The organism is Luteibacter sp. P4_D7_3 (assembly GCF_056401735.1).
In genome coordinates, this window is sequence record NZ_JBFUIT010000095.1 from 1 (window position 1) to 12,791 (window position 12,791).

Annotated in this window: 13 protein-coding genes and 1 pseudogene; 5 read left to right on the forward strand and 9 right to left on the reverse strand. The window is 64.7% G+C overall.

The genetic code is table 11. The annotated features are described in order from the left end of the window. A pseudogene (locus tag AC1DSN_RS10730) lies at nucleotides 1–643 on the forward strand (catalase); the annotation flags it as partial. 73 nt (nucleotides 644–716) lie between these two features. After that, nucleotides 717–1,172 carry a nuclear transport factor 2 family protein gene (locus AC1DSN_RS10735; protein ID WP_477296006.1) on the forward strand — a complete coding sequence of 152 codons (456 nt, stop codon included), beginning with the start codon at nucleotides 717–719 and terminating at the stop codon, nucleotides 1,170–1,172. A gap of 10 nt (nucleotides 1,173–1,182) precedes the next feature. Here AC1DSN_RS10735 and AC1DSN_RS10740 read toward each other — a convergent pair whose 3' ends face one another. The 6 genes from AC1DSN_RS10740 to AC1DSN_RS10765 all read right to left on the reverse strand — a co-directional run bounded on the left by AC1DSN_RS10740 (nucleotide 1,183) and on the right by AC1DSN_RS10765 (nucleotide 6,777). Then, entirely contained in the window at nucleotides 1,183–1,461 is a 279-nt protein-coding gene (locus AC1DSN_RS10740; RefSeq protein ID WP_063573355.1) for a hypothetical protein, read from the reverse strand. Nucleotides 1,462–1,550: 89 nt separating this feature from the next. Continuing rightward, complete coding sequence (locus AC1DSN_RS10745; protein ID WP_477296008.1) at nucleotides 1,551–3,383, reverse strand: M3 family metallopeptidase; 1,833 nt, start codon at nucleotides 3,381–3,383, stop codon at nucleotides 1,551–1,553. A gap of 63 nt (nucleotides 3,384–3,446) precedes the next feature. Continuing rightward, nucleotides 3,447–4,208, reverse strand: coding sequence for an AraC family transcriptional regulator (locus AC1DSN_RS10750; protein WP_063573353.1), 762 nt, complete (start codon nucleotides 4,206–4,208; stop codon nucleotides 3,447–3,449). A 19-nt stretch (nucleotides 4,209–4,227) separates the two neighbouring features. Beyond that, entirely contained in the window at nucleotides 4,228–4,341 is a 114-nt protein-coding gene (locus tag AC1DSN_RS10755; protein WP_213947262.1) for a DUF2474 family protein, read from the reverse strand. Then, nucleotides 4,341–5,348, reverse strand: coding sequence for a cytochrome d ubiquinol oxidase subunit II (cydB, locus tag AC1DSN_RS10760; protein ID WP_477330643.1), 1,008 nt, complete (start codon nucleotides 5,346–5,348; stop codon nucleotides 4,341–4,343). The genes AC1DSN_RS10755 and cydB overlap by 1 nt, the downstream gene beginning before the upstream one ends. 7 nt (nucleotides 5,349–5,355) lie before the next feature. Further along, the gene (locus tag AC1DSN_RS10765; RefSeq protein ID WP_477330645.1) at nucleotides 5,356–6,777 is read right to left on the reverse strand and encodes a cytochrome ubiquinol oxidase subunit I; all 1,422 of its coding nucleotides are present in this window, start codon (nucleotides 6,775–6,777) and stop codon (nucleotides 5,356–5,358) included. Nucleotides 6,778–6,947: 170 nt separating this feature from the next. Here AC1DSN_RS10765 and AC1DSN_RS10770 point away from each other — a divergent pair, with 170 nt between their 5' ends. The 3 genes from AC1DSN_RS10770 (at nucleotide 6,948) to AC1DSN_RS10780 (ending at nucleotide 9,508) form a co-directional block, all read left to right on the forward strand. Then, entirely contained in the window at nucleotides 6,948–7,295 is a 348-nt protein-coding gene (locus tag AC1DSN_RS10770) for a hypothetical protein (RefSeq protein ID WP_063572530.1), read from the forward strand. A 97-nt stretch (nucleotides 7,296–7,392) separates the two neighbouring features. Beyond that, complete coding sequence (locus tag AC1DSN_RS10775; protein WP_477330648.1) at nucleotides 7,393–8,571, forward strand: MFS transporter; 1,179 nt, start codon at nucleotides 7,393–7,395, stop codon at nucleotides 8,569–8,571. Nucleotides 8,572–8,626: 55 nt separating this feature from the next. Continuing rightward, nucleotides 8,627–9,508, forward strand: a complete 882-nt coding sequence (locus tag AC1DSN_RS10780; protein ID WP_477330650.1) for a glyoxalase — start codon at nucleotides 8,627–8,629, stop codon at nucleotides 9,506–9,508. A 47-nt stretch (nucleotides 9,509–9,555) separates the two neighbouring features. Here the strand turns inward: AC1DSN_RS10780 and AC1DSN_RS10785 are convergent, their stop codons facing one another. The 3 genes from AC1DSN_RS10785 to AC1DSN_RS10795 all read right to left on the reverse strand — a co-directional run. Beyond that, nucleotides 9,556–11,766 carry a TonB-dependent receptor gene (locus AC1DSN_RS10785; protein WP_477330652.1) on the reverse strand — a complete coding sequence of 737 codons (2,211 nt, stop codon included), beginning with the start codon at nucleotides 11,764–11,766 and terminating at the stop codon, nucleotides 9,556–9,558. Between the two features lie 139 nt (nucleotides 11,767–11,905). After that, complete coding sequence (locus AC1DSN_RS10790; protein WP_063571648.1) at nucleotides 11,906–12,490, reverse strand: fasciclin domain-containing protein; 585 nt, start codon at nucleotides 12,488–12,490, stop codon at nucleotides 11,906–11,908. 95 nt (nucleotides 12,491–12,585) lie between these two features. Continuing rightward, a partial coding sequence (locus AC1DSN_RS10795; RefSeq protein WP_477330654.1) for a zinc-binding dehydrogenase occupies nucleotides 12,586–12,791 on the reverse strand: 206 nt, incomplete at its 5' end.

Here is a 12,791-nt window from a genome sequence, read left to right on the forward strand (position 1 = left end):
GTCGAAGGTGGATGCGGTGCACGTGCGTGAAGCGATCGTCGGACACCTCCGTCATGTCGACGAAGATCTGGCCAGGCGCGTCGCGGCGGGACTGGCCATGTCGCCTTTACCGAAGGCGCCCAAAGCGGCCGCTCCCGTCGTGCCGATGAAGCCCTCTCCCGCCTTGCAGATCATCGGCAAGATGAAGGCGACCCTGCAGGGACGTGTCGTGGGTATCCTCATCAACGACGGCTCGGACGGCGTTGCGGTGGCGAAGCTGCGTAAAGCGATCGAAGGCGCGGGAGCCACCGTGAAGATCGTTGCGCCGAAGGTCGGCGGGGCGAAGCTGGCCGATGGCACGCTGCTCGTTGCCGACGGGCAGCTGGCTGGTACGCCGTCGATCAACTTCGATGCCGTGGCGGTGTTGCTGTCGGCCGACGGCGCCGCAGCCCTGACCAGGGAAGCCGCCGCGATCGACTTCGTTCGCGATGCCTTCGGGCACTTGAAAGCCCTGGCCCTGGACGATGGTGGACGCGCGCTCTTTGCCAAGGCGGGACTGGAAGCCGATGCGGGCGTGGTCAAGGCGTCGGACGCGGATGCGTTCGTCACGTTGGCGTCCACCCGGCAATTTTCGCGAGAGGCGAAGGTGCGTACGCTGGCGTGAATCGGCCCCTACGGGGTTGACCGCAGCACGGCCTGGCGCTAATGGTGTGATTCGTCCACGCCACGAGTTGCCCATGAACGCCAGGCCCTTCGCTACCTTAGCCATGACCCTGCTTGGTCTGTCGACCACCATGCCCTCGTCAGCCGCCGATGCTGACGACAAGGCCGTGCTCGCACCTGTTCAGGCATTCTTCGACGGCATGGCGAAGTACGACAGCGCTGCGATACGCGCCACCGTGCAGCCGGAAGGCAGCGTCGCCTTGTTGCGTAAAGGCAAGGTGGTGCGCATGACCCTGGGCGAATTCGCCGATCACATGAAGCCCGCGAAGGATCGCATCGAGGAGCGCATCTACGATCCGCTCGTCAGGGTCGATGGTGATATTGCGTTCGTGTGGGCGCCGTACGATTTTTTGGTCAACGGCCAGGTGAAACATTGCGGAACGGACGCGGTGAACCTCGTCCGTATCGACGGTCGCTGGCTGATCGCCGGTATTGCGGACAACAGCCGGGATACGTGTCCCGCCCGCTAGGGTAGGGTACTCAGGCGTCGCCGAAGGCCAGGTCGATCTCGTTGGAGATGGCCACCATGGCGGCGCCATACCCCGGTTGAGGCTCACTGCCGGGTGGTCCGAGCAGACGGCTGAGATGCGAAGCGGCGTCGGCGATACCGTCGTAGCCTTCAGGTGCGGCCAGGGATGCGATGCGACGCGCACGGAAGCGGCTTTCGTCGAGGTCGCCGGCCACCGCGGCCTCGTTCATGGCCACGGCGTCGAAGATGATGTCGCCCATGGTGAGGCTATCGGTTTCCTGGCGGCGCACGGCGTAAGTCCCTGATTCGACCCGGGGGAAGCATACAGCGGGCGGCACGGCGCGGGCGTCATCAAAACGTGAAACAGACCGCCCTTTGGCTAATTGCCGTAGATCTTGCCCAGCGCGGCCATCTTGCCTTTGATTACGTCCACATCGGCGTTCACCAGGTCCGACGGGCTCAGGTCGTGACCGAAGAAGCGCTTTAGGATCTCCTTCGGGGGCGCGTCGAAGCCGGAGGCCATCATCGCCTCGTAGCGCTTCTGGAAATCGCGTGGATCGCTTGTCGCCATGGCAAACATCTTCGTCGCCAACAGTCCGGCATACAGGTAATTGGCGAGGTAAAGAGGATCCTGGTACATCAGCCGTTTGCCGATCCAGGCATGTTTCAGTTCCGGATCGATGCCGGGCCAGATCTCGAAGCGGCCGGTGGTAGCCAGCGTGAGCGCGTCCAGGTCGGCCGCCTTGCGGATCTTGCCGGCGATCACCCCGTCGTAGATGGCTTCCTCGAGTTGGGCTTCTTCGGCGGAAGTGAAGATTTCGAAGGTCATCTCGTCCAGCTGGGCTTGCAGGTAGTACGCCCGCGTGGGCGCATCGGGCGCATGTTTGTAGAGATGCTCGTAGAACAGCATTTCGTTGAGAATGGCGATGGCCTCGTGCATCCAGCTGGGGCCGTGGTTGTAGAACGGCGAGACGCCGTGCGCATTCATCAACTCGCTATGCAGCGCGTGGCCACCTTCGTGCGCGACGACACTGGCGCCTTTCAGGTCCGACTGCCACTGGCCGAGAAAAAGGCCCGGTGGTACGCCGGGAGCAGCGATCGAGAACGCGTCGTTGACACGACTGCCGCTGGCGTCGCCGAGGTCTGTACGGTGCGCCGCCGGGTCCAGCAATGCCGTGAAACGCGCCACGTAATCGCGTCCCAGCGGCGCGAGCGCCGCCGGAACGATGCGACGAATCTGCGCATAGTCGAAGACCGGCACCGTGAAGCCGGATGGCGGCAGCGTCATGTCCCAGCTGTGCACGTCGGCGATCTTTGCCACACGGCTGATCTGGCTGGCCCGCAGTCGCTGGTAATCCATGAGCACAGAGGCGCGCTGCTCTACCGCGAGTGCCGTCGCGTCGACGTCGGCGCGTTCGAACTGGCGACCGAAGTAAACGGCCTCGGGCGCATCGGCGAAGTGCTGCAGGTGCGCGGTCTTGTCGTTGAGACGCACGATGCCGATCAGCAGGGAGGCGTAGGTTTCTGCGTTGAGGGCGTTGGCCGCCTGTTTCTGCTGCCATGCCTGTTGCCTCACGGCGCGATCCGGATCGGTGCCGAGGTGCTCCCCGTCCTTGCCCGCGTCGAAGTCGCCCGCGCTCGTGTGCACCGTGCCGTAGACGGTCGCCCGGCGCGTCTTCTGATAGGTGTTGCGCAGCGCCGTACTACCCTGGTCCGAGACCTCGTCCATGATCGTCTGTTGCTCGGGCGGGAGCTCGTGCGGCAGGCCGCGAAGGGCGCGATCCAGCACATAGGTGTAGTGCTTCAGCTCAGGCGTTTCCCGGACCGCCTGGTCGAACCCGGGCTTACCCAAGGCACGCAACGTGTTGCGAACCGTCATGACGAGGTTGCCCTCGTCGGTCTGCACCGCGCTGAGCGCGTCCGCGGCCGCGTGATCGTCGATATCGAGGGCGGTGAGCAGGTGCAGGTACGCGATATGCCGCTGGCCGCGGGCCAGCAACGCCTCCGCGCGGCGCAGATACGCAAGCAGGTCGCCGGGCGAAGGAGCGGCCAGGACGGGCAGGGCCGTCATGTCGGCTTCGAGGGCGACCCGATCGGTCGCTTCACCGGCGGGGGACGCGAAGTACGCCGTCGGATCGATGTGATACGTGTCGGCGACCGCAAGGCCGGCGACACAGAGGAGCAGGGTAACGAGCAGGCGAGGTGTGCGCATGGCCCAACGGTAGCAACCGCGACGGCAGGCTGCTTTACCGGGATTAACGTGCGTTGCCTGCGCTTAGCGGACGGCCTGCCGCCATGCCGTCGGCGTGGTGGCATGGACGGCACGGAACGAGCGCGAGAACTGCGTCGCGCCGGCGAAACCGCATTCCAGCGCGATATCCAGGAGAGGACGCCGTGTGGCGCGGAGCAACTCGGCAGCACGCTCCACCCGCAGGCGACGCACGTAATCGCCGATGGTGCATTCGTGAACGGTGCGGAAGGTGCGGGCCAGGTGAACAGGGTGACGTCCGGCGATGCCCGCGAGCTGGTCGAGCGTCATCTCGCGCGTCGGGTCGTCGTGCAGGAAGTCGCGTACGCGTCGAAGCCACGCGGGCTCGTTGTGCGTTCGCTGGTCCAGCCCACGCGCGGCCAGCGCCAGCGCTTCCATCGTCAGCCCCTGGGCGGATAGCCCCGCAAAGGCGTCGCCGAGCGCAAGCTGTTCGACGATGCGCCGTCCCAGCCCGAGCAGCTCCCTGGAGCGGCGAAGCAGTGGGCGTCCGTCGAGCCGCGCCGACTGGCCGGCGAGCAGCTCGGTGGTTTCGGTGTCGGGGGAGAAAATGACCTTGCGCGCGCCGTCGCGGCCAAAGCGCTGGGCGTGTGTCGCATGGGCTGGGCAGAACAGAAGGTCGCCCGGTTCGTGTTCGTTGATTTGCCCGAGGATGCGTTCTTCGTAGCCGCCGGCGATGACGAGACAGAACCAGGCTTCGTCGTGGGCGTGAGCGGCCATGTCGCCATGGGGGACGTAGTCGGACACGTGCAGCTCGGTAATGCCGCTCATCCAGTGCTCCTTGCATTGCTCAGTGCGGTACCAGCAGCCGGAAGAGCCCGGCGACACAGGCTACCGCGGCGACGCCTCCCAGATAAAGCGCCACGAACCAGGCGGCCTGGCGCAGGCGTGGATGCTTCGCCATCAGTGATAGCCCTCGTCGCCGTGCCGCACCTTTCCGCGAAAAACCCAGTAAGCAAGGACGGTATACGAAAGGATGATCGGAATGACGATGGCGGCACCGACCAGCGTGAACACCTGGCTGGAACGCGGCGCGGACGCTTCCCAGATGCTCAGCGATGGCGGAATGATGTTAGGGAAGATGCTGATCAGCAGTCCGCTGTAGCCAAGGAACACGATGGCAAGGGTGAGCAGGAAGGGCGCCCGGTCTGCGCCGCGCCGCACGCTCGTCAGGATGCCGATGACGCAGGYGAGCACCAGGACGGGCACCGGCAGGAAGAAAAGCAGGTTGGGCATGGTCAGCCACCGGGCGGCCACACCGGGCTGGCCCAGCAGGGTCCAGATGCTGACGATGCCGACGGCAGCGGCCAGGCACAGTGTCAGCGGACGCATCAGCACCGCCATGCGACGTTGCAGTTCACCCTCGGTCTTCATCAACAGCCAGCCACAACCCAGCGTGGCATAGGTCAGTAGCAGGCCGATGCCGGTGAACAGGTTGAAGGGTGAGAACCAGTCGAAGGGACCGCCGACGAACTTGCCGTCGCGCACGTCGATACCCTGCAGCAGGCTGCCCAGGATCACACCCTGGGCGAACGTCGCCACGCCCGAGCCAGCGATGAAGGCGAGATCCCACAGGTGCTGCGTGCGCCGGGCCTTCGCCCTGATTTCGAAGGCCACGCCGCGGAAGATCAATCCGCACAGCATGGCGATGATCGGCAGGTAGGTGGCCGGAAGAAGCACCGAGTAGGCCACGGGAAACACGGCGTAGAGGCAGGCGCCACCCAGCACCATCCAGGTTTCGTTGCCGTCCCACACCGGGGCGACGGTGTTGAGCATCACTTCGCGCTCGCCTTCGCGATCGAAGAACGGAAAGATCAGGCCGATGCCAAGGTCGAACCCATCGAGCATGACGTAGAGGAACACGCCGAAGCCGATGATGGCCGCCCAGATCACGGGCAAGTCGATATGCATGGCGTGGTTACTCGTCGATGGGATCGGTGGGGCGGGAAAGCGGACGATGGTCGAAGCGATCGCGACCCAGGCCGGTGTCGCCCGAAGAGCCTTCGGCTTCGTCGCGCGGTAGGTCGGGACCCTTCGCCATCAGCTTGAGCATGTAGTAAATGCCCGTGCCGAAGACCAGGAAGTACACCATGATGAAAATCATCAGCGAGGTGCCGACCTGGTCCACCGTCAACGAGGTCGATACCGCGTCGCGGGTGCGCATCACGCCGTAGACCACCCAGGGCTGGCGACCGGCTTCGGTCGTGATCCAGCCTGCGAGCAGGGCGATCAAGCCGCTCGGACCCATGAGCAGGACGAAGCGCTGGAACCAGCGTGCTTCGTAGAGTCGTGCGTTACGCCGCAGCAGCAGGCCAAGCAGGGCGAGCAACAGCATCAGCAAGCCCATGCCGACCATGATGCGGAAGCTCCAGAAAACGATGGTCGAGTTGGGCCGGTCTTCGCGCGGGAACGACTTCAGCCCCTGGATCTCGCCGTTCCAGCTATGCGTGAGGATCAGGCTGCCCAGGTGGGGCACCTTGATGGCGAAATGCGTCGTCTCGTTCTCCATGTCGGGCCAGCCGACCAGGTTGAGCGAGGTGCCGCCGTGTTCGGTTTCCCAAAGGCCTTCGATGGCGGCGATCTTTGCGGGCTGGTGTTCGCGCGTGTTGAGGCCGTGCGCGTCCCCGGCGGCGATCTGGATCGGCACGACGACAAGGATCATCCACAGCGCCATGGAGAACGACTTGCGGATGCCCGCATCGCGCCGGCCACGCAACAGGTGCCACGCCGCGCAGGCGCCGACGAGCATCGCGGCCACGATGAAGGCGGCCAATGCCATGTGCACGAGGCGGTACGGGAACGAGGGGTTGAAGACGATCTTCAGCCAGTCGACCGGCACGATCCGGCCGCCGATCACCTCATAACCCTGCGGCGTCTGCATCCAGCTGTTGGACGACAGGATCCAGAAGGTGGAGATGAGCGTGCCGGTAGCCACCATGAGCGTGGCGAAGAAATGGGCTTTCGGGCCGACCCGGGTCCAGCCGAACAGCATGATGCCGAGGAAGCCGGCTTCGAGAAAGAATGCCGTCATCACCTCGAAGGCGAGCAGGGGGCCGGTGACCGAACCGGCGAACGCGGAAAAACCGGACCAGTTGGTACCGAATTCGTAGCTCATCACCACGCCCGAAACCACGCCCATGCCGAAGCCCACGGCGAAGATCTTCGACCAGAAGAAAAACAGCTCCTTGTAGACCACCTTGCCGGTCTTCAGCCACAGCCCCTCCAGCACCGCGAGGAAGCTGGCCAGGCCGATGCTGATCGCCGGGAACATGATGTGGAAGGACACGGTGAAGGCGAACTGCCACCGGGCAAGAAGAAGCGCCGTGTCGGATACGTTCACGCGAAGGTCCGTGCATGGGGGGCTGGCCACCAGTATCCCAAGCCGCATGCCCCCATGGATTGTGCAAATCAGGCACGCCGGCGCGGCTTATCGTCACGCCGATTCGGCAGCCTCACTAAAGCTTGAGGTTTCGGAGCCGATGATCCTGCGACCTTGCACAAGGAAACACCGTGAAGCCTCGCCTCCTGCCGCTCGTCTGCTGCCTTGTCCTTGTTGTCGCAGGCTGCCGTGGAGACGACCTCCACCTCTCGGGTAAATCCGCGGACGGCGCCGATATCGTCGTCGATGGCCAGCGCGGCACGGTGAGCTGGCGCTGGGGCCCCAAAGCCTATTCGCAGCCTTTTACGCTGGAAAAAAAGGATGTCTCGCACGCACCGAGTGGCTGGGACGGCAGCATGGACCTGAAACTGAGCGGCGGCCGCCGTCTTTCCCTTAAAGGCGAGCACGGCACCTTCATCTGCGAGCACGGCTGCGACGACCTGCACCTCCCCCTGCTATGGACCGTCGCGGACAAATAGCCCGCCCACGGCCCGTAGCGCCGCTCCTTGTGGGAGCCGATTCATCGGCGATCCCGCGCAGCGGGCATAATCGGCCAAACCGCGGAGCCGTTTGACGATGGACAATCCCACCCCGGCGCGAGTCCTGACTCGCGGCACCCTTTATGCGATGGCGCTGGCGGCCGGCCTGGCCGTCGCCAACRTCTATTACAACCAACCCATGCTCGGCATCATGGGGCGCGACCTTCACGACGGCGGCGTGGAGCGCTGGATTCCGATGCTTACCCAGCTCGGCTATGCAGCGGGTCTGCTCTTCCTGGTGCCACTAGGCGATGCGCTGGAACGCCGTCAGCTCATCGTCGGGCAGTTCGCGGTGTTGGCCATCGCGCTGGTCGGGGCCGCGCTTGCGCCCGGGCTGACAACACTCGCGATTGCCTCTGTACTGATCGGTGCTATGGCGACCGCTGCGCAGCAAATCGTTCCCTTCGCGACTCTTCTTGCTGAGCCATCCAAACGGGGTGCGGCGGTCGGTACCGTGATGAGCGGTTTGCTGACGGGCATCCTGCTCAGTCGCACGATTGCCGGTTTCGTCTCCAGTGCCGCAGGATGGCGGGCCATGTTCTGGCTCGGCGTGCCGATTGCACTGATGGGCGCCGTGCTGATGCGCCTGCGCCTGCCCGAACACCATCCAGCGCGGCGCGTCAGTTACGGCGAACTGATGTCCTCGCTGGTCGGTCTTTGGCGACGCGAGCCCTTGCTGCGTCGTGCGTCGTTGACCCAGGCCGTGATCTTCGCCTCATTTTCCGCGTTCTGGACGGTGCTGGCGCTCCGCCTGGAACAGCCGCCACTGAATCTGGGCGCGGCGTCGGCGGGCCTGTTCGGCGTGGTCGGCGCCGTCGGCGTGGCGATGGCACCGCTGGCCGGACGCGTCGCGGATCGACGCGGACCCTGGCTGGTGATCGCCGCTGGTGCGTTGTCGACCGTCGTTGCCTGGGCCGTCTTCGCGCTGTGGCCATCGTTGGCGGGGCTCATCGTTGGCGTCATCTTGCTCGACTTCGGCGTGCAGATCGCCCTGGTGTCGCACCAGCACCTGGTCTACGGGCTGCACCCGGAATTCAAGAGTCGGCTCAACACCCTGTTCATGACGACCATGTTCCTCGGCGGCGCGGCGGGTTCGTTCGTTGCTGCCGAAACCTGGCGGCATGCCGGCTGGCTGGGTGTGTGCATCCTGGGCGGCGGGCTTGCTGGCATCGCGCTGGTTTCGCGCTTGTTGCATCGCGTGCCAGCGGCGCACTGACGCTCCACACAGGTGCACCGTCGATTTATCTCCTTTATTCTGCAGGAAAACGTCTATGCGTCTTCGCGCCTTGTTTCTTGGTTGCGCCCTGGTTATCACCGCGCCGGACTGCGTCTTCGCCGCGACAACGCCCGATTTCTCCGTGGGGCCGCAGTACGACACCACGCATGTCTACGTCGCGCCGCAGGATGTCGATGCCTTCGTACGGAGCTTCGCCGCCACGTTCGAAGGGCAATCGACGAAGCAAGGCATCGCCACCGTGACGCCGACGCCGTCGAGCACGTCGACTCAGCTGGTGCAGAGTCCTTCCGGCGCCGTGTCCGTGTTCGGCTTCCGGACGCCCGTGCCGTATCCCTTCGGACTCGAGCGCACGGGTTATCTGGTCACTGACCTCGACGCGGCGATCAAGGCAGCCGAACAGGCAGGCGCCGCCACGGTGGTGACTGCCTTCGATGACCCGATCGGTCGCGACGCCGTGATCCGTTGGCCGGGTGGGGTGAACATGCAGCTCTACTGGCACACGAAGAAGCCGAGCTACGAGGCCTTACGCCATGTGCCGGAGAATCGTATCTACCTGCCGGCGGCCAGCGCGGCGACGTTCGTGAAGGCATTCACRCAGTTTGCGCACGGCAAGGTCGTGTCCGATGACGCGAAGGTACCGGTGACGGAACTCGGCGGCACCTCGGGCACGTACCGGCGCATCCGCCTCGAGTCCGGCTACGGCAAGGTGACGGTCCTGGTGACGGACGGCCATCTCGCGTGGCCGTATGGCACGGAGGTCACCGGTTACGAGGTGGACGATCTCGCCGCCGCGCTGGCCCGCGCAACGCAATCCGGCGCAAAGGTCGTCGTGCCGGCGCACGACGAAAGCGATCGCCACGCGGCGATGCTGCAGTTTCCCGGCGGCTACGTCGCCGAGATCCACGCCGCCAGGTAAAACATCACGCGGCCCTTCGACGGTTCCCAGGGCCACCCCCGCTTCTGTCAGAAGTCGAACGTGGCCGAAGCAAGCAACGTACGTGGCGTGCCCTGCGTGAGGTAACCACCCGTGGCCGAGGCCCAGTAGCCCTTGTTCGTGAGGTTCTGCAGCGTAAGGCGGAACGTCACCGGCACACCTTCCAGAGTGCTGGAGGCACGGGCGCCCACATCGAACGTCGTCCACGCCGGGATGTTCAGCGTGTTGGYCACGTTGACGTACTGCTTGCCCGTGCGAACGGCGCGAGCGCTGAGGGTGATGTCCGGCGTGTTCGGGATATCCCATTCCGCACCAAGGTTGGCCTGGAAGCGTGGCACCCCGATGGCGTCGTTGCCGTTGTTCAGGCCGCCCTGGGTCTTGGTCAGCTCGGGCTGGATGTAGTTGGCACCGCCAAGGACGCGAACGCCCTGGGTCGGCTCGCCGAAGAAGCTCCACTCGGCGCCGCGGTTACGCTGCTCGCCGGCGATCGTATAGGTGTTCGTGGTCGCGTCTACATAGCCGCTGGGCTGCTTGATCTGATACAGGCCGAACGTGCTGCCAAAGGTGCCTGCATCCCACTTCACACCGATTTCGTTCTGCTTTGACTTGTATGGGGCGAAGACCTGGCCAGCGTTGGTCACCGGCGCGCCGTTGAACAGGGTCGGCGCGGTGTCGCCTTGCGTCAGCGCTTCGATGTGGTTGGCGTAGACCGAGAACTGTTCGTTGATGCGGTAGTTGATACCGAAGATCGGGCTGTTGGTGTACCGCGAGTATTCCGAGGTCCTGGCACCATTCACGCCGTCGACCGCATAAGCGTAGCCGAGCGAAAGAAGCTTCTGCCGACGTGCGCCCACGGTGACCTGCAGCTTGTCGTCCATGAAGCCGAGCGTGTCGGAGAACGCAAGGCTGCGCAGCTGCGTGCGGCCCGTGTAGCCCGGGTCGCTGATCGGGCCGACGTTGTAGATGTAGTCAGGGCGTGCGACCTGCACGGGATTGTAGATGTTCGTGTTGAACGTCGAGGAGCCCGCGTAGGCGGCCTTCTTGTTCGTATCCAGCGCCGAGAAGCCGAGCGTGATGCGATGGCTTACTTCGCCGGTATCGAAGTGGGCATTGAAGCCGGCCTCGCCGGTGCCGGTATTCGCAATGTACGGCACGGTGAAACGCGACTCCGTCGCATCACCTGCCGCGTTGCTGACAGTCGGGCTGACGTAGTCACCGAACTCGTTGCCGTGATGCGCGCCGACGGCTGCATAGGCGGTCAACCAGTCGCTGATGTCGTATTCGGCGCGTACGACACCGAAGGTGTCCTCCAGCGACGAGCCCGACCAGGACTGCGTGTAGTTCCTGGTGGCGCTGGGTGCCTTCGGCACCACGTTGCCGACGAAGACGACCGAGCGGCCGCCGTTGATCGTCTGCTTCTGGTAGCCGAGGTCGGTCGTGATGCGCAGGCGCTCGCCGGTGTAGTCGAAGCCGATCGCGATGGCGTTGACGCGGCGGTTCTCACCGTCGACCGCGGTGCTGCCGTCACGGGAGACGGCATTCACGCGGATGCCGAATTCGTTGTTGGCGCCGAAACGGCGGCCGATGTCCACGGTGCCACCGATCTGGCCGTCGCTACCGTAGTCCAGGCCGATGCGGGTGATCGGGTCGACCGTCGCGCGTTTAGGCGCAATGTTGATGCTGCCGCCGACACCCGAGCCGCCCGGCGAAATGCCGTTGAGGAAGGCGCTGGCACCCTTGAACACTTCTACGCGGCTGACCAGTTCCGGGGCCAGCAGCTGGCGCGGCAGCAGGCCGTAGAGGCCGTCGAAGCCGATGTCGTCGGAATTGAGCTGGAACCCGCGAATCACGAACGTCTGCGAGTAGTTGCCGTAACCGAAGCCCGTGCGCACGGCCGGGTCGTTGGCGACCACGTCGCCCAGCGTATGGGCCTGCTGGTCGCGGATGAGCTTGTCCGTGTAGCTCGTCATGGCAAACGGCACGTTCATCATGTCCTGGTTGCCCAGCACACCGAAGCGGCCACCCTGGGACACCTGACCACCGGCGTAAGCCGCCGTGGGAGCGGCAACGTCAGCCTTCACCTGGATGCCGGACAGCGTCGTCGTATTGTCCTGCGGCTTGCGCTGGGTGTCGTCGGCATCGGCGGCGGCGTGGGCCGCACCGGCGACGAGGAGGGTACCGAGCACAGCAGCGCGGATCGAAAGAGTGAGGCGGCGACGAGCCGGGAGCGCGGTATGCATGGTGGTCCTGGGCATGGAAGCCTCGATCAAAGGCGAATAGAAATGAGAATCGCTCGTATTATGATCGAGATTGTCACGGACGCCTAGGGGTCATGCCTGCTGCAGGTCCAGACGGGCCAGGCCCGTCTGGACCTTCGCTTTACGGCATCAGGACTTTGTCGACGACGTGGATGACGCCGTTGGACTGCATGACATCGCCGATGGTGACGTGGGCTACGCCACCCTTGGCGTCGGTTACGTCGAGGGTCTTGCCGGTCTGGCTGACCGTGAGGGGTTCACCTTCGACCGTGGTCAGGCTGGCCTTGCCATTGCCCTTGCTCACGAGAGTCATGAGGTCGGAAGCGGTGTAGCGGCCGGATACCACGTGGTAGGTGAGGATCTTGGTCAGGGTCGCCTTGTTCTCGGGCTTGACCAGGGTGTCGACGGTGCCCGCCGGAAGCGCGTTGAACGCTTCATTGGTGGGGGCGAAGACGGTGAACGGGCCCGGGCCGGAGAGGGTGTCGACCAGGCCAGCAGCTTTTACGGCGGCAACGAGGGTGGTGTGATCCTTCGAGTTGACGGCGTTCTGGATGATGTTCTTGCTCGGGTACATCGCCGCGCCACCGACCATGACGGACTTCTGCATGGCCATGCCGTCGTCGGCAAAGGCGAGGTCCGCCACGCCGAACGCGGCGGTCAGGGCAAGAGCGATGTGCAGCGTGCGGGAGAGCGTGCGGCTTTTCATGGCGAATCCTCGGTCCCCGTGATTGGGGTACCAAGTGATACGCAGCCTTGCCGCGTCCGGATGCAACGGACGCGGCAAGCGCTCACTCCGGATCGTCACACGGTGACGACAATACGCCCGGTGTGTTCGTTCTTTTCGAGCGTGCGATGCGCCTCGACGATGTCGTCGAAGGCAAAGGTCTGCGCGATGCGCGGCTTCAGTTTGCCGCTTGCAAGGCCTTCGCTGATGAACTTCACGGCGCGCGCCTGGCGCTCCGGATCCGTCGTCGTGCCGAACAGGTTATAGCCACGAATCACCGGCT

What these genes read in the sequence shown, in the direction of transcription:
- AC1DSN_RS10750 (WP_063573353.1), bottom strand. Translation starts at nt 4,208, where the DNA reads ATGAGCGGCATTACCGAGCTGCACGTGTCCGACTACGTCCCCCATGGC.
- AC1DSN_RS10735 (WP_477296006.1), top strand. Translation starts at nt 717, where the DNA reads ATGAACGCCAGGCCCTTCGCTACCTTAGCCATGACCCTGCTTGGTCTG.
- AC1DSN_RS10755 (WP_213947262.1), bottom strand. Translation starts at nt 4,341, where the DNA reads ATGGCGAAGCATCCACGCCTGCGCCAGGCCGCCTGGTTCGTGGCGCTT.
- AC1DSN_RS10745 (WP_477296008.1), bottom strand. Translation starts at nt 3,383, where the DNA reads ATGCGCACACCTCGCCTGCTCGTTACCCTGCTCCTCTGTGTCGCCGGC.
- AC1DSN_RS10790 (WP_063571648.1), bottom strand. Translation starts at nt 12,490, where the DNA reads ATGAAAAGCCGCACGCTCTCCCGCACGCTGCACATCGCTCTTGCCCTG.